Here is a 22,576-nt window from a genome sequence, read left to right on the forward strand (position 1 = left end):
AAATTCTCGTCTCAGATCATGGAACGACCGTAGATCCGTGCGGAAAGTCCCCGAGACTGGTACGGACCGAAGTTCCCGGTGGCCCCGAAAAACCGCCGGAAATACCGAAGCACGATGAATGCAGAGCGGAGTCGGATGATGCGTACGCGCCCGCTGAAGGTGGCGTTGCTGGGTTGTGGTGTGGTGGGCTCCGAGGTGGCGCGCATCATGACGACGACGGCCGACGACCTCGCCGCTCGCATCGGTGCCCCGGTCGAGCTCGCCGGGATCGCGGTCCGCCGGGCCGGCCGGGTCCGCCCCGGGCTGCCCGAGCACCTGATCACCACCGACGCCGAGGCCCTGGTCAACCGGGGCGACATCGATGTGGTGGTCGAGGTGGTGGGCGGCATCGAGCCGTCCAAATCGCTGATCCTGTCCGCGTTCAAGCGGGGCGCCTCGGTGGTCAGCGCCAACAAGGCGCTGCTCGCCAGGGACGGCACCGAGCTGCACGCCGCGGCCGCCGAGGCCGGGGTGGACCTGTACTACGAGGCCGCGGTGGCGGGCGCGATCCCGCTGCTGCGTCCGCTGCGCGAGTCCCTCGCGGGGGACAAGGTCAACCGGGTGCTGGGGATCGTCAACGGCACCACCAACTTCATCCTCGACAAGATGGACACCACCGGCGCCGGCTACTCGGAGGCGCTGGAGGAGGCCACCGCGCTCGGCTACGCCGAGGCTGACCCGACGGCCGACGTGGAGGGCTTCGACGCCGCCGCCAAGGCCGCGATCCTGGCCGGCATCGCCTTCCACACCAAGGTCACCGCCGCGGACGTGTACCGCGAGGGCATCACCGAGGTGACCGCCGCCGACATCGCCTCCGCCAAGGAGATGGGCTGCGTGGTCAAGCTGCTCGCGATCTGCGAGCGGGCGGCCCACGGCGAGTCCGTCACCGCGCGGGTCCACCCGGCGATGATCCCGCTGTCGCACCCGCTGGCCTCGGTCCGCGAGGCGTACAACGCGGTGTTCGTCGAGGCCGAGGCAGCCGGCCGGCTGATGTTCTACGGCCCGGGCGCGGGCGGCTCGCCGACCGCCTCCGCGGTGCTCGGCGACCTGGTCGCGGTCTGCCGCAACAAGCTGGCCGGCGCCCCCGGTCCCGGTGACTCCGTGTACACCCAGCTGCCGGCCAAGCCGATGGACGAGGTGGTCACCCGCTACCACGTCAGTCTGGACGTCGACGACCGTGCGGGCGTGCTCGCCCAGGTCGCGTCCGTGTTCGCCGAGCACGGCGTGTCCATCGACACCGTGCGCCAGCAGGGCCGCGACGGCGACGCCTCGCTCGTCGTGGTCACCCACCGTGCCACCGACGCCGCACTGTCGGCGACGGTCGACAAGCTCCGCGCGCTGGACAGCGTGCGGGACGTGGCCAGCATCATGCGGGTCGAAGGGGAGTAAGGAACAGATGATGAGCGGCGTTGCCGAGAACGCGGCCAGAAGCACCCACACCCACACCCACCAGTGGCGCGGGCTGATCGAGGAGTACCGGGACCGCCTGCCGGTCACCGCGGCCACCCCGGTGGTCACCCTGCTGGAGGGCGGTACGCCCCTGGTCCCCGCCCAGGTGCTCTCCGAGCGCACCGGCTGCGAGGTCTACCTCAAGGTCGAGGGCGCCAACCCGACCGGCTCCTTCAAGGACCGCGGGATGACGATGGCCATCTCCAAGGCCAAGGAGGAGGGCGCGCAGGCGGTCATCTGCGCGTCCACCGGCAACACCTCGGCCTCCGCCGCCGCGTACGCGGTGCGGGCCGGGATGGTCTCCGCCGTGCTCGTCCCGCAGGGCAAGATCGCCCTCGGCAAGATGGGCCAGGCGCTGGTGCACGGCGCCAGGATCCTGCAGGTCGACGGGAACTTCGACGACTGCCTGACCCTGGCGCGCGAACTGTCCGAGAAGTACCCGGTCGCCCTGGTCAACTCGGTGAACCCGGTGCGGATCGAGGGCCAGAAGACGGCGGCCTTCGAGATCGTCGACATGCTCGGCGACGCCCCGGACATCCACGTCCTGCCGGTCGGCAACGCGGGCAACATCACCGCCTACTGGAAGGGCTACCGCGAGTACGCGACCGACGGGATGTCCTCCCGCACCCCGCGGATGTGGGGCTTCCAGGCCGCCGGCTCGGCCCCGATCGTGGACGGCGCGCCCGTCCTCAAGCCGCAGACGATCGCGACCGCGATCCGGATCGGCAACCCGGCCTCCTGGGACTACGCGCTCGCCGCCCGGGACGAGTCCGGCGGCCTCATCGACAAGGTGACGGATCGTCAGATCCTTTCCGCCTACCGGCTGTTGGCCGCACAGGAGGGCGTCTTCGTGGAGCCCGCCTCGGCCGCCTCGGTGGCCGGTCTGCTGGCGAAGGCGGAGGCCGGCCTGGTCGACCCGGGCCAGCGGATCGTCTGCACCGTGACCGGCAACGGCCTCAAGGACCCGGACTGGGCGGTGGCCGGCGCGCCGCAGCCGCAGATCGTCCCGGTCGACCCGGAGGCCGCGGCCCAGCGGCTCGGACTGCTCGACTGACAACGGGGCCTGACGCTTCGACGGGCCGACTCTTTCGGGGGTTGGCCCGTCGAAGTTCTCCACTGACTCTTTGGTGTCAATTCCGTATCGCATTCCGGTCCGATTCCGCCCCTCTCTTCGACGGGGAGGAGTGCGCATTCCGGCCAGAACCGGCAACACACCAGATCGAAGGCCCACGGGGTGTACCACTGGGGAACCTCTCTTCGATACTCTGGCTTCGGCCGTGTGGCACATGCCCCGGGCCCGTCCTGGTACGGGCCGCGCCGACGACTGTGGCCGCCCGCCCCGTGGGGCCCTCGGCCCTTTTCCCACCCTTGCACCGACGACGCGCTCCGCGCTCGCCCGATTTCCCCAGGAGAGTCCACCGCATGGCCGGTCCTGCGTTCCGTGCCGCCGCCGTCCGGGTCCGGGTTCCCGCGACCAGCGCCAACCTCGGTCCGGGCTTCGACGCCTTCGGACTCGCGCTGGGCCTGTACGACGACGTGGTCGTCCGGGTCGCCGACTCGGGCCTGACCGTCGACATCGCCGGCGAGGGTGCCGAGACGCTGCCCCGGGACGAGCGCCACCTGCTGATCCGCTCGATGCGGGCCGCCTTCGACCGGCTCGGCGGCCAGCCGCGCGGCCTCGAAGTGGTCTGCGCCAACCGGATACCGCACGGCCGCGGCCTGGGCTCCTCCTCGGCCGCCATCTGCGCCGGCATCGTGGCAGCCCGGGCCGTCACCATCGGCGGCCCGTCCGCGCTGGACGACGACGCGCTGCTGGCCCTCGCCTCCGAGCTGGAGGGCCACCCGGACAACGTCGCGGCCTGCCTGCGCGGCAACTTCACCATCGCCTGGACCGACGAGGAGTCGGCCAAGGCGGTCGCCATGGAGCCCTCGGAGCAGGTCGTCCCGGTGGTGTTCGTCCCGGCCGCCGAGGTGCTCACCGAGACCGCCCGCGGCCTGCTGCCGAAGACCGTCCCGCTGGCCGACGCCGCCGTCAACGCCGGCCGCTCCGCGCTCATGGTGGAGGCGCTGACCAGGCGGCCCGAGCTGCTGCTCGCGGCCACCGAGGACCGGCTGCACCAGGACTACCGCGCCACCGCCATGCCGGACAGCGCCGCGCTGGTCGGCGCGCTGCGCGCGGAGGGCGTCCCCGCGGTCATCTCCGGGGCGGGCCCGACCGTGCTGGCGCTCACCGACGAGGCGGGCGTCGACAAGGTGCTCTCCTTCGCCGGCCACCACGGCCACGGCGGGAACCCGGCGTTCGCCGCACACCGGCTCGGCGTCGACCGGACCGGGGCCACCGTGCTCCCGCTGGGCGTCTGAGCAGCCACGTCGGGCCCGGCGTCGAGCCGGGCCGTCCGGACACGATTGGCAGGCCCGAGGTCGGGGAATGTCTGAGGGGGTCGGTAGTGTTAATCTCATTGCTGCACCATGTGCCCTCCGGGGCTCGGTGCGCCGCGTCCCGATCCCAGCACTCCACGGCCGTGGAGTCGTGGCGATGTCCGGGGCGACGATTCTCCGGGAGCCCACCGCAGCGCGTACGCAGCCTGCCTGCGCGACATGCGGCCGCATCCCGAAGCCGTGACGGCACCTGACTCCCACCCGCGGCCTCCAACCTCGAGGCCAGGACGGGCGGAGCGCGGGTCACCGTCACGCGACGGGGGCCCGGGATTCGCAGGCAGCGTGGGGGCAACGCCCTCAGGGGAGGTCGACACACGACCGGCCCACGCGCCACCTCAGCACCACCGTGCTTCATGCACCGCACCTCGCAGCTCTCCCTCGACGGGCTCCCGCCATTCGAGGGATCACCGCCTCGGACCGACGCAGTCGAGCGTTGGTCAGGACAGCACAACCGGTCGCCGAGCCAGACAGGCCGACGTCCGCTCCAGGGAAGGACCCTTAGTGAGCGACTCCACCGATCTGATGGGCGCGCGCCCGGACGCCGAGGCGTCGGACGCCGCCGCCGCCCCCGCTGCCCCGGCACGCCGCCGCCGCAGTGCCGCCGCGGGCCTGGACGGCATGGTCCTCGCCGAGCTGCAGAAGCTCGCCGCGGACCTGGGCATCACCGGTACCGGACGCATGCGCAAGAGCCAGCTGATCGAGACCATCAAGGAGAAGAGCGGCGGGGACCCGCTGCTCGCCGCTGGTGGCGCCCCGGCCGCCAAGCGCACCGCCGCCAAGGCGGACGCCGAGGCCCCGGCCCAGAAGCCGGCCCGTCGCAGCAAGGCCGCCGCCGCCGAGGCGCCGGCCGCCGAGCCGCAGGCCCAGATCGAGATCCCGGTCCAGGCCGCCGCCGAGACCGCCGCGCCCGCCCGTACCGAGCGCACCCGCCGCCGGGCCACCGCCGCCGCCGGTGCCCCGACCGCGCCGACCGCCGCCGAGGCCGCCGCCGACTCCGCCACCGTCGCGGTGGCCGAGCCCAAGCAGGCCGAGCGTCCGGCCGAGACCCGCGGCTTCGAGGGCCGTGAGGACGGTCGCGAGACCCGTCGCGACCGCCGCGAGCGCCGTGACCGCCGCGACGGCGGCGAGCGCACCGAGCGTCAGGACGCCGGAGAGGCTCAGGCCGGACAGGACGGCGAGGGCCGCGACTCGCGCCGCGACCGCCGCAACCGCCGCGAGCGCGCCGACCGCCAGCCCCAGCAGGGTCAGCAGCAGGGCCAGGCCGACGGCCAGCAGCCCCGCCAGCAGGGTGGCCAGCAGGCTCAGCAGCAGCCGCAGGTCCAGCAGGGCGGCTACGACGACGACGAGTTCGGCGAGGGCCGCCGTGGCCGTCGCGGCCGCTACCGCGACCGCCGTGGCCGTCGTGGCCGCGAGGGTTTCGAGGCCGGCGTGGTCGAGCCGCAGGTCGGCGAGGACGACGTCCTGATCCCGGTCGCGGGCATCCTCGACATCCTCGACAACTACGCGTTCGTGCGCACCTCCGGCTACCTGCCGGGCCAGAACGACGTCTACGTCTCGCTCGCCCAGGTCCGCAAGAACGGCCTGCGCAAGGGCGACGCCATCACCGGTGCGGTGCGCCAGCCGCGCGAGGGCGAGCGCCGCGAGAAGTTCAACGCCATGGTGCGGCTGGACTCCGTCAACGGCATGGACCCGGAGACCGGCCGCGGCCGCCCCGAGTTCAACAAGCTCACCCCGCTCTACCCGCAGGAGCGGCTGCGCCTGGAGACCGACCCGGGCGTGCTGACCACCCGGATCATCGACCTCGTGTCGCCGATCGGCAAGGGCCAGCGCGGTCTGATCGTCGCGCCGCCGAAGACCGGCAAGACCATGGTGCTGCAGGCGGTCGCCAACGCGATCACCCACAACAACCCCGAGTGCCACCTGATGGTCGTCCTGGTCGACGAGCGTCCGGAAGAGGTCACCGACATGCAGCGGTCGGTGAAGGGCGAGGTCATCTCCTCGACCTTCGACCGCCCGGCCGAGGACCACACCACCGTCGCCGAGCTGGCCATCGAGCGCGCCAAGCGCCTGGTGGAGCTGGGCCACGACGTGGTCATCCTGCTGGACTCGATCACCCGCCTGGGCCGCGCCTACAACCTGGCGGCGCCGGCCTCCGGCCGCATCCTGTCCGGTGGTGTCGACTCGACCGCGCTGTACCCGCCGAAGAAGTTCTTCGGTGCCGCGCGCAACATCGAGAACGGCGGCTCGCTGACCATCCTGGCCACCGCGCTGGTCGAGACCGGCTCGCGCATGGACGAGGTGATCTTCGAGGAGTTCAAGGGCACCGGCAACATGGAGCTCAAGCTCGACCGCAAGCTCTCGGACAAGCGCATCTTCCCGGCCGTCGACGTGGACGCCTCCAGCACCCGCAAGGAGGAGATCCTGCTCGGCAGCGAGGAGTTGGCCATCGTCTGGAAGCTGCGCCGGGTGCTGCACGCGCTCGACTCGCAGCAGGCGATCGAGCTGCTCCTGGACAAGATGAAGCAGACCAAGAGCAACGCCGAGTTCCTGATGCAGATCGCCAAGACCACCCCCGGCTCGGGCGACTGACCGTAGCCGCACGGCTGTCCAAGCACGGAACCCCGGATCGCGCGAGCGGTCCGGGGTTCCGTGCGTTGGCGCACCGACCGGTAGGTCGGAGGCTTTGTTCCAGAGTTGCGACAACTTGGGGCTATTCAATCATCTTGTCCGTTTTACTCTGGTCCGTATGGCCGAGCACAAGAGGGTCCCGAGTCGCCGCCGCAAGGTCCTGCGGGTGGCCGCCTGCGCGTCCGCCGCACTCGTCGTCCTCGGGGGCGGGGCGGCCGGGTACGCGTACCTGAAGCTCGACGGGAACATCAAGAGCGTCGACATCAACGGCCGTCTCGGTGACGCCCGCCCCCCGGCGGCCACCGACGGCTCCTTCAACATCCTGGTGCTGGGCTCCGACTCCCGGGCCGGCGAGAACGGCGCCCTGGCCGGCGGGGGCACCGGCGACACCGCCCGCTCCGACACCGCGATGGTGGTGCACATCAGCCAGGACCACGCGCGGGCCTCCGTCGTCTCCATCCCGCGCGACACCCTGGTCGACCGCCCGGACTGCACCGACGCGAACGGCAAGGCCGTCCCGGCCGCCAGGCGGGCGATGTACAACAGCGCCTTCGAGGCCGGCGGCGCGGCCTGCGCGGTGAAGACCACCGAGCAGCTGACCGGGCTGCGGATGGACCACTACCTGCAGGTCGACTTCGCCGGCTTCGCCCGGGTCGTGGACGCGATAGGCGGGGCCACCGTGACCACCACGGTGGCCATCCACGACAAGGACAGCGGGCTCGACCTGCCGGCCGGCGAGCACCACCTCGACGGGCAGCAGGCGCTGGCCTTCGTCCGCACCCGGCACGGCGTCGGCGACGGCAGCGACCTCGGCCGGATCGAACTGCAGAAGCAGATGGTCAAGTCGCTGCTCCAGCAGGCCGGCGGGATCGGGCTGTTCTCCAACCCGGTCAAGCTGTGGTCGATCGGCGACACCATGACCAGGAGCGTCACCACCGACTCCGCGCTGGGCTCGGTGAACTCCCTGGTGGGGCTGGTTCAGGAGCTCAAGGGGATCGGTCCGGACCAGCTCACCATGGTCACCCTGCCGGTGGAGGGCGCCCCCGGCGACCCCAACCGGGTGGTCCCGCAGCAGCCGCAGTCCCAGCAGCTCTGGGCGGCGCTCAAGGCCGACCAGCCCGTCCCGCAGGGGGTTGTCTCGACCCAGTCGCAGAACCCCGCCCAGGCGGCTCCCACGGCCTCCCCCACGGCCTCCCCGACGGCCTCCCCGACGGGCGTCCCGAAGGCCGTTCCGAAGCCCGCCGCGACGGCCACGGCGCGACGCTGACGGTGCCCGGGCGGCCGCCCGGAATATCCCGGAACAGGCCCCGGTTTTGGAAGGTGCGGCCGGTCCTGGCAGACTGGTCCGTCGGTCCCGGTTCACGAGCGGCACTCAGCCGCCGACCCGGTGCCCTCCCGAAACCTAGGAGAACCCCTTGAAGTCCAACGTTCACCCGGAGTACGTGGTCACCCGCGTGACCTGCACCTGCGGCGCCGAGTTCACCACCCGCTCGACCGAGACCAGCGGCGAGATCCGCGCCGAGGTCTGCTCGCAGTGCCACCCGTTCTACACCGGCAAGCAGAAGATCCTCGACACCGGTGGCCGCGTGGCCCGCTTCGAGGCCCGCTTCGGCAAGCAGCACAGCGCGAAGGCCTAGCGCTCCCTCGGCGCCGGTTCCCGGCGTCCCCGTACTCGTTCCGGGGGCGCTGGGGACCGGCGCCGTTCGCGTCCCCCCACGCGTTCCGCACGCCCCGCCTCCACCACCTCACACGTTCTAGCCCCGGGAAGAAGGCCACCCCATGTTCGAGGCAGTCGAAGAGCTCCTCGTCGAGCACGCCGACCTCGAAAAGAGGCTGGCCGATCCGTCCGTCCACTCCGACCAGGCGAACGCCCGCAAGCTGGCCAAGCGGTACGCCGAGCTGACCCCGATCACCCGGGTCTACCGGGAGTGGCGGCAGGCCGGCGAGGACATCGAGGCCGCGCGCGAACTCGCGGCCGAAGAGCCCGAGTTCATTTCCGAGGTGAAGGACTCCGAGCAGCGTCGCGACGAACTGACCGAGGAGCTGCGGCTGCTGCTGGTGCCGCGCGACCCGAGCGACGACAAGGACGTCATCCTGGAGATCAAGGCGGGCGAGGGCGGCGAGGAGTCCGCGCTGTTCGCCGGCGACCTGCTCCGGATGTACCTGCGCTACGCGGAGCGGATCGGCTGGAAGACCGAGGTCATCGACTCCAACGAGTCCGACCTCGGCGGCTACAAGGACGTCTCGGTGGCCGTCAAGACCAAGGGCAACACCGAGGCCGGCCAGGGCGTCTGGGCCCGGCTGAAGTACGAGGGCGGCGTGCACCGCGTGCAGCGCGTCCCCGCCACCGAGTCCCAGGGCCGCATCCACACCTCCGCGGCGGGCGTGCTGGTCACCCCCGAGGCGGAGGAGGTCGAGGTCGAGATCCTCGCCAACGACCTGCGCATCGACGTCTACCGCTCCTCCGGCCCCGGCGGCCAGTCGGTCAACACCACCGACTCCGCGGTCCGGATCACCCACCTGCCGACCGGTATCGTGGCGTCCTGCCAGAACGAGAAGAGCCAGCTGCAGAACAAGGAGCAGGCGATGCGCATCCTGCGTTCGCGGCTGCTGGCCGCCGCGCAGGAGGAGGCCGAGCGCGAGGCCTCGGACGCGCGTCGCAGCCAGGTCCGTACGGTGGACCGCTCCGAGCGGATCCGGACGTACAACTACCCCGAGAACCGCATCTCGGACCACCGCACGGGGTTCAAGGCGTACAACCTGGACCAGGTCCTGGACGGCGACCTGAACGCGGTGATCCAGTCCTGCGTCGACAAGGACGCGGCGGCCAAGCTCGCCGCGGCCCAAGAGAACTGAGACCGGCGCGCCCCAGCCCGACGCAAGCCTGAAGCCGGAGCGCAGAAACAAGAGGTCGTACGGATGAACCTGCTGCTCGCCGAGGTGGCGCAGGCCACCCAGCGGTTGGCCGCGGCCGGCGTGCCGTCGCCGCGCTTCGACGCGGAGGAACTCGCCGCCTACGTCCACAACGTCAAGCGCAGCCAACTGCACACGGTGAAGGACGCCGACTTCGACGCCCGCTACTGGGAGGCGGTCTCGCGCCGCGAGGCGCGCGAGCCGCTCCAGCACATCACCGGGCGGGCGTTCTTCCGCTACCTCGAACTGGAGGTCGGCCCCGGGGTGTTCGTGCCCCGGCCGGAGACCGAGACGGTCGTCGAGTGGGCGATAGACGCGGTGCGCGACATGGACGTCGCCGAGCCGCTGGTGGTCGACCTGTGCTCCGGCTCCGGCGCCATCGCGCTCGCCCTGGCCCAGGAGCTGCCGCGCTCGACCGTGCACGCCTTCGAACTGGACGAGGGCGCGCTGGAGTACACCCGGCGCAACATCGAGGCCAGCCCGGACCGCGCGCGGGTCACCCTGCACGCCGGGGACGCCACCAAGGCCTTCGAGGACGACCGTTCCTGGGACGGCCGCTTCGACCTGGTCATCTCCAACCCGCCGTACATCCCGCTCACCGAGTGGGAGTACGTCGCGCCGGAGGCCCGCGACCACGACCCGCAGATGTCGCTGTTCTCGGGCGAGGACGGCCTGGACACCATCCGCGGCATCGAGCGGGTGGCCGCCCGGCTGCTGCGCCCGGGCGGCGCGGTGGTGATCGAGCACGCCGACCAGCAGGGCGGCCAGGTGCCGTGGATCTTCAACGAGGAACGCGGCTGGACGGACACCGCCGACCACCGTGACCTGAACAACCGGCCGCGCTTCACGACCGCCCGAAGGGTCGGGTCGTGAACGTCGAGCACGGTACGACCGCCCGAAGGGTCGGGTCGTGAACATCAAACGCAGTACGACCGCTCGTAAAGCCGCGCTGTGAACGCCGTGATGAGCAATTCCGGAAGGGGACCGCACCGATGAGCCGCCGCTACGACTGTGCCGACGCCGGGGACCGCGCCACCGGCCTGCGCGAGGCCGCCTCGGCCATCCGCCGCGGCGAACTCGTCGTGCTGCCCACCGACACCCTGTACGGGGTCGGTGCGGACGCCTTCTCCCCGGAGGCCGTCGGCGAGCTGCTGGCCGCCAAGGGCCGCGGCCGCAACATGCCCTCGCCCGTCCTGGTCGGCTCGCCGACCACCCTGCACGGCCTGGTCACCGACTTCTCCGAGCAGGCCTGGGAGCTGGTCGACGCCTTCTGGCCCGGCGGGCTCACCCTGGTCGCCCGGCACCAGCCCTCGCTGCGCTGGGACCTCGGCGAGACCCGCGGCACCGTCGCGGTCCGGATGCCGCTGCACCCGGTCGCCATCGAGCTGCTGAACAACACCGGCCCGCTGGCCGTCTCCAGCGCCAACAAGACCGGCGGGCCGTCCCCGGCGACCTGCGACGAGGCGCAGGCCCAGCTCGGCGACGCGATCTCGGTCTACCTGGACGGCGGGCAGGCCGACCACGCCACCGCCTCGTCCATCGTCGACGTCACCGGCAAGGTGCCGGTCCTGTTGCGGGCCGGCGCGATCAGCATCGAGCAGCTGAGGGAGGTCGTCCCCGACCTGGAGGCCGGAAGTTGACACCCACCGCCTCGCTCCATGACGGGCCCGGCATAGCGCCGTACCTGGCCGTGGGCCCCAGGCCGCTGGACCACTTCCGGATCCTGTTCGTCTGCACCGGGAACATCTGCCGCTCGCCGATCGCCGAGCGGCTCACCCGGCGTGAGCTGGACACCCGGCTCAGCCCCCGGGTGGCCGGCCGCATGCTCGTGGAGAGCGCCGGCACCTGGGGCCACGTGGGCGCGCCGATGGAGGACCACGCCGCGACCGTGCTCGACGAGTACGGCGCCGACAGCGGCGGCTTCACCGGCCGCGAGCTGCTCGACGCGCACGTGGTGGAGGCCGACCTGGTGCTCACCGCGACCCTGGACCACCGCGCCCAGGTGATCTCGATGGGCCACGAGGCGGGGCTGCGCACCTTCACGCTGAAGGAGTTCACCCGCCTGGTGCGGACGATCGACCCGGGCACCCTGCCCGACCCCCGCCGCGGTGCCGACGTCACCGAGCGGGCCCGCGCGCTGGTCCGGGCGGCCGCCGCGCTGCGCGGCTGGCTGCTGGCCGCCACCCCGGAGTCGGACGAGCTGGAGGACCCGTACGGGGCTCCGATCGGCATGTTCCGCAACTGCGGCGAGGAGATATTCCACGCGGTCGACCCGGTGGTCACCGCGCTCACCGGCATTCCGGCGCCGCGCTGAGCCTTGGCTCCGAACGGCCCCGCGTCGCCGCGCCGGGTGGCGCAGGCGGTCCTACGCTGAGTAGACCGTCCATGCCGCGCCCGGGAGCCCTGCCATGACCGTCACCGATGCCGCTACCGGCTCGACCGCGACGAGGGGGCGCCCGTGGGCGTCCGAGGCGCTGCACCGGGCGGATCCGCAGATCGCCGACCTGCTGGCCGCCGAGGCCGAGCGGCGGGCCGAGACCATCCAGCTGCTGGCGGGGGAGAACCTGACCAGCCCCGCCGTCCTGGCGGCGCTGACCGGGCCGCTGATCGACAAGTACGCCGAGGGCTACCCGGGCCGCCGGCACCACACCGGCTGCGCGCTGGCGGACGCCGCGGAGCTGCTGGCGATCGACCGGGCCCGTGACCTGTTCGCCGCCCCGCACGCCAACGTCCAACCCCGGTCGGCGACTTCGGCGATGCTGGCGGCCTACGCGGCGCTGCTGCGGCCCGGTGACGGGGTGCTGGCGATGTCGCTGGAGCACGGCGGCCACCTCAGCTGCGGCTCGCGGTCGAACTTCTCCGGCCGCTGGTTCGCCTTCACCGGCTACGGCGTGCGCGAGAGCGACGGCCTGATCGACCTCGACCAGGTGCGCGACCTGGCCCGGCTGCACCGCCCCAAGGCCATCGTGGCGGGCTCGATCTCCTACCCCCGGCACCCGGACTGGGCGGCCTTCCGGGAGATCGCCGACGAGGTGGACGCCTACCTGATCGCCTCCGCCGCGCAGATCACCGGCCTCATCGCGGCCCGGGAGGCGCCCTCCCCGGTGCCGTACGCGGACGTGACGGTGGCGGCCACCCACAAGCTGCTGCGCGGCCCGCGCGGGGGCCTGCTGCTGTCCACCGCGGAGCTGGCCGAGCGGGTGGACCGGGCGGTGTTCCCGTTCAGCCAGGGCGGTGCGGCGATGAACGAGGTGGCCGGCAAGGCGGTCGCCCTCGCGGAGGCCGCGACGCCTGCGTACCGGGCCTACGCGCGGCGGGCGGTGGCCGGGGCTCGGGCACTGGCCGCGGGGCTCGCAGAGGCCGGAATGCGCCCCCTGACGGGCGGTACCGACACCCACCTGGTGACCGCCGACGTGAGCCCGCTCGGGGTGACCGGCGCGGAGGCCGAGCGGCGCTGCGCGGCGGCCGGGCTGCTGCTCGGCAAGTGCGCGCTGCCGTACGACCCGGCGCCGGCCGCCGAGGCCTCCGGGATCAGGCTGGGCACGGGCACGGTGACCAGCCAGGGGATGGGCGAGGCGGAGCTGTCCGGCATCGCCGGGCTGATCGCGCGACTGCTCGCCGGGGAGGCGATCGCGCCGGTCGCGCGGCGGGTCCGGGAGCTGGCGGCGGTCTTCGCGGAACCCCGCTGAAGGCCCGAGCGGGCAACGGCGGGCGAACTGATCACGAGGTGTCGTCCGGGAGTATCCGGTTCTTCTACCCGGGAGGGCGAACCGCGATGCACATCATGGGCGTCCGACTCAATAAGGTGTGTGCCGTGGCGACGCACCTCGAACCCCGGGAAGGCAGGGGAGTACCTTCGGTATCTCCCCGTTCGACAGTGATGCAGGAGGCCAGTGGTGCGTGAGTATCTGCTGGTGCTGTTCTGCACCGCCGCCGTCACCTACCTGCTGACCGGCCCGGTCCGGAAGTTCGCCATCGCGGCCGGCGCGATGCCCCCGGTCCGCGCCCGTGACGTGCACCGCGAACCCACCCCGCGCCTCGGCGGGATCGCCATGTTCGGCGGGCTGTGCGCGGGCATCCTGGTCGCCTCGCAGCTGGACAACCTGAGCAAGGTGTTCTCCCAGGGCAGCGACATCCGCGCGCTGCTGTCCGGCGCCGGGATCATGTGGCTGCTGGGCGTGCTCGACGACAAGTGGGGCGTGGACGCGCTGGTGAAGCTCGGCGGTCAGATGATCGCCGCCGGTGTGATGGTCTGGCAGGGCGTCACGGTGATCACCCTTCCGGTGCCCGGGGTGGGCGCGGTCGCGGTGAGCCCGACCCAGGGCATGGTCATCTCGGTCACCCTGGTCGTCGTCATGGTCAACGCGGTGAACTTCATCGACGGTCTGGACGGCCTGGCGGGCGGCATGGTCTGCATCGCCGCGATGGCGTTCTTCCTGTACAGCTACCGGCTCTGGTACGGCTACGCGATCACCGACGCGGCCCCCGCCGTGCTGTTCAGCGTGCTGCTGATCGGCATGTGCCTGGGCTTCCTGGCGCACAACATGCACCCCGCGCGGATCTTCATGGGCGACTCCGGCTCGATGATGCTGGGTCTGATGCTGGCCGTCGCCGCGATCTCGATCACCGGCCGGGTCGACCCGGACCTGATCAACAGCGAGACCGGTTCGCAGACCGCCACCGTGCACGAGCTGGTGCCGATCTACATCCCGCTGCTGCTGCCGCTGACGGTCATCGCGCTGCCGCTGGCCGACCTGCTGCTCGCGGTGGTGCGCCGCACCTGGGCCGGCCAGTCCCCGTTCGCCGCCGACAAGCGCCACCTGCACCACCGACTGCTCCAGGTCGGGCACTCGCACAGCCGCGCCGTACTGATCATGTACTTCTGGGCCGCGCTGATCGCCTTCGGCACGGTGGCGTTCTCGGTGACCAACACCGGCCGCACCGTGGTGCTGACCCTCGCCGGGCTCTGCCTGGTCGGCCTGGTGGTGCTGCTGACCCCGCGGTTCCGGCCGCGCGCCCCCCGGGCGGTGCAGTCCTTCGTCCCGCCGCGGTACCGGCGCCTGGCCCCGGGCGCGCCCGCAGCGGCGAGGGCGGCGTCCGGCCCGGTTCCGGCGGGGACGGACGCGGCGCAGGCCCTGCGCGGCGATCGCTCGGCCACGGACGAGGAACTGCTGAGGAGCTTCGGTGACGGGTCCAGCGCGGTCGGCGGGCGCACCGGCCGCAGCAGGGGCTGAGGTTCCCGGGCCGCCGGAGTGGCGGCCCGGATGCTCAACGAGCCGCTCCGCGAGGCGTGTTGACTGCCTTGTGACCGTTCGCCCGTTTGGGTGGCACTGTTGGGCCGTTGGTGTGGCGAGGAGCACACCGGCAGGGTAAAGACCACATCAAATAGCTTGTGATATCGTTCACGAGGAGCCTGAGACGTGGTCGAGTACCCTCTTGTTGCGATTGAGGACTCGGATCCGTGCAGGCCATCGGCCCCAGTCCTTGATGTGAACACTCGTCAGGAACTTGCGCCGTTCCACTGCCCTTTGACCCGACATGCCGCCGGAGTTGACGACATGCCGTCCCATGACGCCCGGATCATCCGCGGCGCCGCAATCCCTACTGCGTGCGCCGGAATTGCCGCGATGGCGATCTCGACTGCGGTCGTAGGAGTCAAGGGGTTGTACGGCGCGCTGTTCGCAGTCCTGCTGGTCATCGCCTTCTTCAGTGTCGGCCAGGCCGCCGTTGATCGCCTGAGCCGAGGAAACCCCCAGCTTCTGCTGCCAGTGGCCATGTCGGTCTACATGGGTCAGATTCTGCTGGTGGGGATCGTGCTGGCGGTCTTCAAGGGGACGACCGCGTTCAACACCCAGGTCTTCGGGCTCACCGTGCTGGGATGCACGCTGGCCTGGACGGTCGCGGTGGTCCGCGTCGGGATGAAAGCCAAGATCTTCTACGTGGAGACCGGCTCCTCCGGCCAGGGGGACCGTCCGGAGCGTCAACCGTGACGCTGTCGTCTCCCTCCTTCGGGGAGGGGGTGGTGTCCGGTGCCCGGTCGGCGGACTGCTATCGTCCGGGGCAGCCACGGGGTGTGGCATGCGGCTGGATCGTTCTACTGATCGGGACGGATGGCGCTCCAGACCCCACCCGTCTCCACATCGCCGGCCGTGCAGGGCCGCGCTTCTGCGCCGCCCCCGCCCTCGCCGGTTCGCGAGACAAGAATCCAGTCAAAGTGCCGCACCGTGGCCGAGCGCCGCGCCGACACACCGAGGTTGCCGTAACTATGTGTCACGACGAAGGAGTCCGTGGTGAGTGCTGACAGGCTCACGCAGGTTGCCTCTGAGGCCAACTGCCACCTGTTCTCCGGCTGCGGCTTCCCGGCGCCCGGCCTGAACGATTTCCAGTTCAAGCCGATCTTCACGATCGGCAGCGTCGAGTTCAACAAGCCGATGCTGCTGTCGGTGGTCGTCGCACTGCTGGTGATCGGCTTCTTCTGGGCTGCTTTCGCGAAGCCGAAGCTCGTGCCGGGCAAGCTGCAGCTGGTCGCCGAGATCGGTTACGAGTTCGTCAAGCGAAGCATCGTGCTCGACTCCATCGGCAAGCGGGGACAGAAGTACGTCCCGATGATGGTGTCGTTCTTCTTCTTCATCTGGGTGCTGAACGTGATGTCGATCATCCCGTTCGTTCAGTTCCCGGCCGCCTCCGCCATCGGCTTCCCTGCCGGCCTGGCCTTGGTCGTCTGGGTCACCTACATGACGCTGACGTTCAAGAAGCACGGCTTCGTCGGTGGTCTCAAGAACCTCTGCTGGCCGTCGGGCGTGCCCGGCTGGGTCATGTTCATCCTGGTGCCGATCGAGTTCGTCTCGAACATCTTCCTGCGGCCCTTCACCCTCGCGGTGCGACTCTTCGCGAACATGTTCGCCGGCCACCTGCTGATCGTGATGTTCTCGGTCGCCTCCTGGTACCTGCTCACTCCGACCATCGGTGCGCTGTACGCCGGCGCCTCGTTCACCGTGGCGCTCGGCCTGACGGCCTTCGAGCTGCTGATCCAGTTCCTGCAGGCGTACATCTTCGTTCTTCTCGCCAGCACCTACATCGGCGGAGCGCTCGAAGAAGCGCACTGACGCCGAACCGGCGCCGCACCGTCGGCGCCGGCCCGCGCGGGCAACCTCCCGACCAAGACTCCCGGTGGCCAACCACCACCGGTCCCACCACGCATAAGGACAGATTGAGATGCAGAACCTCGCTGAGGTCTCCGGTTCCGTCGCCTCCCTGGGCTACGGCCTCGCCGCCATCGGCCCCGGCATCGGCCTGGGCCTCATCTTCGGTAACTCCGTCCAGGCCATGGCCCGCCAGCCCGAGGCTGCCGGCCTGGTCCGCACCAACATGTTCATCGGTCTGGCCGTGACCGAGGCGCTCGCGCTGATCGGCATCGTCATGCCGTTCGTCTTCGGCACCAAGTGACCCTGCGCTAGTCGCTTCCGACGAAAGGTCCAGATATGTCGCTCGCGTTCATCGCGGCAGAGGGGGAGAAGATGAACCCCCTCATCCCCGCGTGGCCCGAGGTCATCGTCGGCCTGCTCTGCTTCTTCATCGTCTTCGGTCTGCTCGGCAAGAAGATCCTCCCCAGCATCGAGAAGGTGCTGTCGGAGCGCCGGGACGCCATCGAAGGCGGCATGGAGCGCGCCGAGACCGCTCAGGCCGAGGCCCAGGCCCTGCTTGAGCAGTACCGGGCCGAGCTCGCCGAGGCCCGTCACGAGGCTGCCCGCATCGTCGAGCAGGCTCGCGAGCAGGGCGCCTCCCAGCTCGCCGAGATGCGCGAGGAGGGCCAGCGTCAGCGCGAGGCCATCGTCGCCGCCGGCCACGCCCAGATCGAGGCCGACAAGAAGCAGGCGACTGCCGCCCTGCGCCAGGACGTGGGTTCGCTGGCCACCCAGCTGGCTTCCCGCATCGTCGGCGAGTCCCTTGAGGACAACGCCCGGCAGAGCGGCGTGATCGACCGCTTCCTGGACGAGCTGGAGGCCAAGGCCGCCGTTGCTCAGGGTGCGGCCAAGTGATCGGCGCCAGCCGCGAGGCTCTTGCCGCCGGTCGGCAGAACCTGGAGAGCCTGACCGACTCCACCTCGGTGGACGCGGCCAAGCTCGCCGAGGAGCTCACCGCCGTCACGGCCGTACTGGACCGCGAGGTCTCGCTGCGCCGCGTCCTGACCGACCCGTCCCGGTCGGGCCAGGACAAGGCTCAGCTGGTCATCTCGCTGCTGACCGGTCAGGTCTCCGGCGAGGCCGTCGACCTGGTCTCCGGTCTGGTCCGCTCCCGCTGGTCGGGCTCGCGTGACCTGGTGGACGCGACCGAGGAGCTCGCCGCGTACGCCGAGATCATCGCCGCGGACAAGGCCGGCGTCCTGGACGACGTCGAGGACGAGCTGTTCCGCTTCGGCCGGGTGGTGAGCGGCTCGCACGAGCTGCGCGCCGCGCTGACCGAGCCGAAGGCAGGCGCCGTCGCCAAGGCCGAGCTGATCAAGAAGCTGCTCGGCGGCCGCGCCAACGCCGGCACCGTCCGGCTGATCACCGCCCTCGTCAACATGCCGCGTGGCCGTAGCCTGGAGCAGGGCCTCGAGTCCTACTCGAAGGTCGCTGCCGCGCGCCGCGGCCGCGTGGTGGCCCTGGTCACCAGCGCGGTGCCGCTGTCGGACACCCAGAAGGAGCGCCTGTCCGGTGCTCTGGGCCGGATGTACGGCCGTCAGATCCACCTGAACATCGACATCGACCCCGAGGTCGTCGGCGGTGTCCGGGTGCAGATCGGCGACGAGATCGTCGACGGCACCGTGTCGAGCCGCCTCGAAGGCGCTCGCCAGTCGCTCGAAGGCTGAGTACCCAAGCAGCACATCCGACCCTCGGTCGGGAAACCGGTTCCCCAAGGAGCCGGCAAATCGTACGGCCGGTTCATACGACCCGGCCGAGAGTCGAGTACTTGCGGCCCTCAATGGCGGGCCGAGGATCGCAAACTAGGAGAGCAGGGAAGCCTGATGGCGGAGCTTACGATCCGTCCGGAGGAGATCCGGGACGCGCTGGCCGACTTTGTCCAGTCGTACCAGCCGGACGCCGCCTCTGTGGAAGAGGTCGGCACGGTCACTGACGCGGCGGACGGCATCGCGCATGTCGAGGGCCTGCCCTCGGTCATGGCGAACGAGCTGCTGAAGTTCGAAGACGGCACGCTCGGCCTCGCGCTGAACCTCGACACCCGTGAGATCGGTGTCGTCGTCCTGGGTGAGTTCGGCGGCATCGAAGAGGGCCAGACCGTGCGCCGCACGGGCGAGGTCCTCTCGGTCCCTGTCGGCGACGGCTACCTCGGCCGCGTCGTGGACCCGCTGGGCAACCCGATCGACGGCCTGGGCGAGATCGCGGCCAGCGGCCGTCGCGCCCTGGAGCTGCAGGCCCCCGGCGTCATGGCCCGCAAGTCGGTCAAGCAGCCGCTGCAGACCGGCATCAAGGCCATCGACGCGATGACCCCGATCGGCCGCGGCCAGCGCCAGCTGATCATCGGTGACCGCCAGACCGGCAAGACCGCGGTGGCCGTCGACACGATCATCAACCAGCGCGACAACTGGCGCTCGGGCGACCCGGAGAAGCAGGTCCGCTGCATCTACGTCGCCGTGGGCCAGAAGGGCTCCACCATCGCGTCCGTCCGCGGCGCCCTGGAGGAGGCCGGCGCGCTGGAGTACACCACCATCGTGGCCGCTCCCGCCTCCGACCCGGCCGGCTTCAAGTACCTCGCCCCGTACACCGGTTCGGCCATCGGCCAGGAGTGGATGTACGACGGCAAGCACGTCCTGATCATCTTCGACGACCTGTCGAAGCAGGCCGAGGCCTACCGCTCCGTCTCCCTGCTGCTGCGCCGCCCGCCGGGCCGCGAGGCCTACCCGGGTGACGTCTTCTACCTGCACTCCCGCCTGCTGGAGCGCTGCGCGAAGCTGAACGACGCCCTGGGCGGCGGCTCGATGACCGGTCTGCCGATCATCGAGACCAAGGCCAACGACGTCTCGGCGTACATCCCGACCAACGTCATCTCCATCACCGACGGCCAGTGCTTCCTGGAGTCCGACCTGTTCAACGCCGGCATCCGCCCGGCCGTGAACGTCGGTATCTCGGTCTCCCGCGTCGGTGGCTCCGCCCAGATCAAGGCCATGCGCTCGGTCGCCGGCCGTCTGCGTCTGGACCTCGCCCAGTACCGCGAGCTGGAGGCCTTCGCCGCCTTCGGTTCCGACCTGGACGCGGCCTCCAAGGCCCAGCTGGAGCGCGGTGCGCGCATGGTCGAGCTGCTGAAGCAGGGTCAGTACCAGCCGTTCCCGGTCGAGGAGCAGGTCGTCTCCATCTGGGCCGGCACCACCGGCAAGCTGGACGACGTCCCGGTCGCCGAGATCCGCCGCTTCGAGCGCGAGTTCCTGGACCACGTGCGCCTGCAGCACAAGGACCTGCTCGCCGGCATCGTCGAGACCGGCCTGCTCGCCGACGGCACCGTCGACGCGCTGACCACGGCGATCGAGGCCTTCAAGCAGGGTTACCAGACCGCTGACGGCAAGCTGCTCTCCGAGCAGGCCTGAGTCCGGTAACGAGGGAAAGGACGTAACGACCCATGGGAGCACAGCTTCGGGTCTACAAGCGCCGGATCCGCTCTGTCACCGCGACGAAGAAGATCACCAAGGCGATGGAGATGATCTCCGCGTCGCGCATCGTCAAGGCGCAGCGCGCGGTGGCCGCCTCCACTCCGTACGCCGATGAGCTCACCCGGGCGGTGACGGCGGTGGCCACCCGGTCCAACGCCAAGCACCCGCTCACCACCGAGAACCCGGACGCCAAGCGCGCCGCCGTCCTGCTGATCACGGCGGACCGCGGCCTGGCGGGCGGTTACTCGACCAACGCCATCAAGGCGGCGCAGACGCTCACCGAGCGCCTGCGCGGCGAGGGCAAGGACGTGGTGACGTACATCATCGGCCGCAAGGGTGTCTCGTACTACACGTTCCGCGGTCAGACCATCGCGGACTCGTGGACGGGATTCTCGGACAAGCCGACCTACGGTGACGCGAAGATCGTGGCGGCCGACCTGATCGAGGCCTTCAAGGCCGAGACCGGCGGTGTGGACGAGCTCCACCTGATCTCGACCGAGTTCGTGTCCATGCTGACGCAGAACGCGGTGGAGGCGCGGCTGCTGCCGCTGAAGCTGGACGAGGTCCAGCTCAGCGACCAGCCGCCGGCCAAGTCGGAGATCTTCCCGCTGTACGACTTCGAGCCGTCGGCGGAGGGCGTCCTGGACGCGCTCCTGCCGCGGTACGTCGAGAGCCGGATCTACAACGCGCTGCTGCAGTCGGCCGCTTCCGAGCACGCCGCCCGCCGCCGCGCGATGAAGAGCGCGACGGACAACGCCGGCGAGCTCATCAAGTCGCTCACGCGGCTTGCCAACTCGGCCCGCCAGGCCGAGATCACCCAGGAAATCAGCGAGATCGTCGGTGGCGCCAACGCGCTCGCTGACGCGAGCCGCGGGAGCGAATGAGTATGACCACCACTGTTGAGCCGACCACGGCGACGGGCCGCGTCGCGCGGGTCATCGGCCCGGTCGTCGACGTGGAGTTCCCCGTCGACGCGATTCCGAACATGTACAACGCCCTGCACGTCGAGGTGGACAACCCCGACGGCACCGGCAAGAAGACCCTGACCCTCGAGGTCGCCCAGCACCTCGGCGACGGCATGGTCCGCGGCATCTCGATGCAGCCGACCGACGGCCTGGTCCGTGGTTCGCAGGTCACCGACACCGGCGCGGCCATCTCCGTGCCGGTCGGCCAGATCACCAAGGGCAAGGTCTTCAACGCCCTCGGCGACGTGCTGAACGTGGACCAGGCGGAGTTCGACAAGCAGGTCGAGGTCCGCTGGCCGATCCACCGCAAGGCCCCGGAGTTCAAGGACCTCGAGTCCAAGACCGAGATGTTCGAGACCGGCATCAAGGTCATCGACCTCCTCACCCCGTACGTCCAGGGTGGCAAGATCGGTCTGTTCGGTGGTGCCGGTGTCGGCAAGACCGTTCTGATCCAGGAGATGATCTACCGCGTCGCCGAGAACTTCGGTGGTGTGTCGGTGTTCGCCGGTGTCGGCGAGCGCACCCGTGAGGGCAACGACCTCATCGACGAGATGGTCGACTCGGGCGTTCTGGACAAGACCGCGCTGGTCTTCGGCCAGATGGACGAGCCGCCGGGCACCCGTCTGCGCGTCGCGCTGTCCGCGCTGACCATGGCGGAGTACTTCCGTGACGTCGAGAAGCAGGACGTGCTCCTCTTCATCGACAACATCTTCCGGTTCACCCAGGCCGGTTCCGAGGTGTCGACCCTGCTCGGCCGCATGCCCTCCGCGGTGGGCTACCAGCCGAACCTGGCCGACGAGATGGGCCTCCTGCAGGAGCGCATCACCTCGACCCGCGGTCACTCGATCACCTCGATGCAGGCGATCTACGTCCCCGCGGACGACCTGACCGACCCGGCCCCGGCCACCACCTTCGCCCACCTGGACGCGACCACCGTTCTGTCGCGCCCGATCTCGGAGAAGGGCATCTACCCGGCCGTCGACCCGCTGGACTCCACGTCCCGCATCCTCGACCCGCGGTACATCGCGCAGAACCACTACGACACGGCTCTGCGTACCAAGGGGATCCTGCAGAAGTACAAGGACCTCCAGGACATCATCGCGATCCTCGGCATCGACGAGCTGTCCGAAGAGGACAAGATCACGGTGCACCGTGCGCGTCGCATCGAGCGCTTCCTCTCGCAGAACACCTACGTGGCGAAGCAGTTCACCGGTGTCGAGGGCTCGACCGTGCCGCTGTCGGAGACCATCGAGGCCTTCAACGCGATCGCGGACGGCAAGTACGACTCCGTCCCGGAGCAGGCCTTCTTCATGTGCGGTGGCATCGAGGACCTCGAAAAGAACGCCGCCGAGCTGGCGAAGAAGTAATCGCGGCCGGTAGCAGCTGAGTGACCGTGAGGGGTGGCCCCCGAGCCTGGGGTCCACCCCTCGCGTCGCATCGGCTGTGATTCCGGTCAAATCCGTGCCGCCGGTTTCATGCCGGGGGCGCGGGGCCGTTA

General features: G+C 70.6%; 20 protein-coding genes. All 20 read left to right on the plus strand.

The genetic code is table 11. The features are described 5' to 3' along the window. The first annotated feature begins 135 nt into the window (after positions 1–135). The 20 genes from ACIRYZ_RS12120 (at position 136) to atpD (ending at position 22,445) form a co-directional block, all read left to right on the plus strand. Positions 136–1,428, plus strand: coding sequence for a homoserine dehydrogenase (locus ACIRYZ_RS12120; protein WP_402942501.1), 1,293 nt, complete (start codon positions 136–138; stop codon positions 1,426–1,428). 10 nt (positions 1,429–1,438) lie between these two features. After that, positions 1,439–2,542 carry a threonine synthase gene (gene thrC, locus ACIRYZ_RS12125; protein ID WP_387617214.1) on the plus strand — a complete coding sequence of 368 codons (1,104 nt, stop codon included), beginning with the start codon at positions 1,439–1,441 and terminating at the stop codon, positions 2,540–2,542. A gap of 368 nt (positions 2,543–2,910) precedes the next feature. Next, the gene (gene thrB / locus ACIRYZ_RS12130) at positions 2,911–3,849 is read left to right on the plus strand and encodes a homoserine kinase (protein WP_402942504.1); all 939 of its coding nucleotides are present in this window, start codon (positions 2,911–2,913) and stop codon (positions 3,847–3,849) included. Between the two features lie 579 nt (positions 3,850–4,428). Continuing rightward, on the plus strand, positions 4,429–6,516 hold the full coding sequence (gene rho / locus ACIRYZ_RS12135; RefSeq protein WP_402942506.1) for a transcription termination factor Rho: 2,088 nt from the start codon (positions 4,429–4,431) through the stop codon (positions 6,514–6,516). A 157-nt stretch (positions 6,517–6,673) separates the two neighbouring features. Next, entirely contained in the window at positions 6,674–7,822 is a 1,149-nt protein-coding gene (locus ACIRYZ_RS12140) for an LCP family protein (RefSeq protein WP_402942509.1), read from the plus strand. Positions 7,823–7,970: 148 nt separating this feature from the next. Beyond that, positions 7,971–8,192 (plus strand): 50S ribosomal protein L31, encoded by a 222-nt coding sequence (gene rpmE / locus ACIRYZ_RS12145; protein ID WP_030235761.1) that lies wholly within the window; start codon positions 7,971–7,973, stop codon positions 8,190–8,192. Positions 8,193–8,334: 142 nt separating this feature from the next. Next, positions 8,335–9,411: a peptide chain release factor 1 gene (prfA, locus tag ACIRYZ_RS12150; RefSeq protein WP_402942512.1), complete on the plus strand. Its 1,077-nt coding sequence runs from the start codon at positions 8,335–8,337 to the stop codon at positions 9,409–9,411. Between the two features lie 63 nt (positions 9,412–9,474). Beyond that, entirely contained in the window at positions 9,475–10,341 is an 867-nt protein-coding gene (prmC, locus tag ACIRYZ_RS12155; protein WP_188302982.1) for a peptide chain release factor N(5)-glutamine methyltransferase, read from the plus strand. 119 nt (positions 10,342–10,460) lie between these two features. Further along, positions 10,461–11,108 (plus strand): L-threonylcarbamoyladenylate synthase, encoded by a 648-nt coding sequence (locus ACIRYZ_RS12160; protein ID WP_393025152.1) that lies wholly within the window; start codon positions 10,461–10,463, stop codon positions 11,106–11,108. Continuing rightward, positions 11,105–11,782 carry a protein-tyrosine-phosphatase gene (locus ACIRYZ_RS12165; protein ID WP_393025155.1) on the plus strand — a complete coding sequence of 226 codons (678 nt, stop codon included), beginning with the start codon at positions 11,105–11,107 and terminating at the stop codon, positions 11,780–11,782. Before ACIRYZ_RS12160 ends, ACIRYZ_RS12165 begins: the two co-directional genes overlap by 4 nt. A gap of 94 nt (positions 11,783–11,876) precedes the next feature. After that, positions 11,877–13,157, plus strand: coding sequence for a serine hydroxymethyltransferase (gene glyA, locus ACIRYZ_RS12170; protein ID WP_402942517.1), 1,281 nt, complete (start codon positions 11,877–11,879; stop codon positions 13,155–13,157). A gap of 207 nt (positions 13,158–13,364) precedes the next feature. Continuing rightward, positions 13,365–14,702, plus strand: a complete 1,338-nt coding sequence (locus tag ACIRYZ_RS12175; RefSeq protein WP_402942520.1) for an MraY family glycosyltransferase — start codon at positions 13,365–13,367, stop codon at positions 14,700–14,702. Between the two features lie 255 nt (positions 14,703–14,957). After that, positions 14,958–15,458, plus strand: coding sequence for a hypothetical protein (locus ACIRYZ_RS12180; RefSeq protein WP_402942522.1), 501 nt, complete (start codon positions 14,958–14,960; stop codon positions 15,456–15,458). Positions 15,459–15,758: 300 nt separating this feature from the next. Next, on the plus strand, positions 15,759–16,574 hold the full coding sequence (atpB, locus tag ACIRYZ_RS12185; RefSeq protein WP_402942675.1) for a F0F1 ATP synthase subunit A: 816 nt from the start codon (positions 15,759–15,761) through the stop codon (positions 16,572–16,574). Between the two features lie 109 nt (positions 16,575–16,683). Then, a complete protein-coding gene (gene atpE, locus ACIRYZ_RS12190; RefSeq protein ID WP_402942525.1) occupies positions 16,684–16,914 on the plus strand; it encodes an ATP synthase F0 subunit C in 231 nt (76 codons plus the stop codon). 35 nt (positions 16,915–16,949) lie between these two features. Then, the gene (locus ACIRYZ_RS12195) at positions 16,950–17,507 is read left to right on the plus strand and encodes a F0F1 ATP synthase subunit B (RefSeq protein WP_402942528.1); all 558 of its coding nucleotides are present in this window, start codon (positions 16,950–16,952) and stop codon (positions 17,505–17,507) included. Beyond that, entirely contained in the window at positions 17,504–18,319 is an 816-nt protein-coding gene (locus ACIRYZ_RS12200) for a F0F1 ATP synthase subunit delta (protein ID WP_402942531.1), read from the plus strand. The genes ACIRYZ_RS12195 and ACIRYZ_RS12200 overlap by 4 nt, the downstream gene beginning before the upstream one ends. 156 nt (positions 18,320–18,475) lie before the next feature. Beyond that, entirely contained in the window at positions 18,476–20,050 is a 1,575-nt protein-coding gene (gene atpA / locus ACIRYZ_RS12205) for a F0F1 ATP synthase subunit alpha (protein WP_393031552.1), read from the plus strand. Between the two features lie 32 nt (positions 20,051–20,082). Beyond that, positions 20,083–20,997: a F0F1 ATP synthase subunit gamma gene (locus ACIRYZ_RS12210; protein ID WP_402942535.1), complete on the plus strand. Its 915-nt coding sequence runs from the start codon at positions 20,083–20,085 to the stop codon at positions 20,995–20,997. Positions 20,998–20,999: 2 nt separating this feature from the next. Beyond that, a complete protein-coding gene (atpD, locus tag ACIRYZ_RS12215; RefSeq protein WP_402942537.1) occupies positions 21,000–22,445 on the plus strand; it encodes a F0F1 ATP synthase subunit beta in 1,446 nt (481 codons plus the stop codon). Positions 22,446–22,576 lie beyond the last annotated feature (131 nt).

The organism is Kitasatospora sp. NPDC101155, from assembly GCF_044768305.1.
Taxonomy (GTDB): domain Bacteria; phylum Actinomycetota; class Actinomycetes; order Streptomycetales; family Streptomycetaceae; genus Kitasatospora.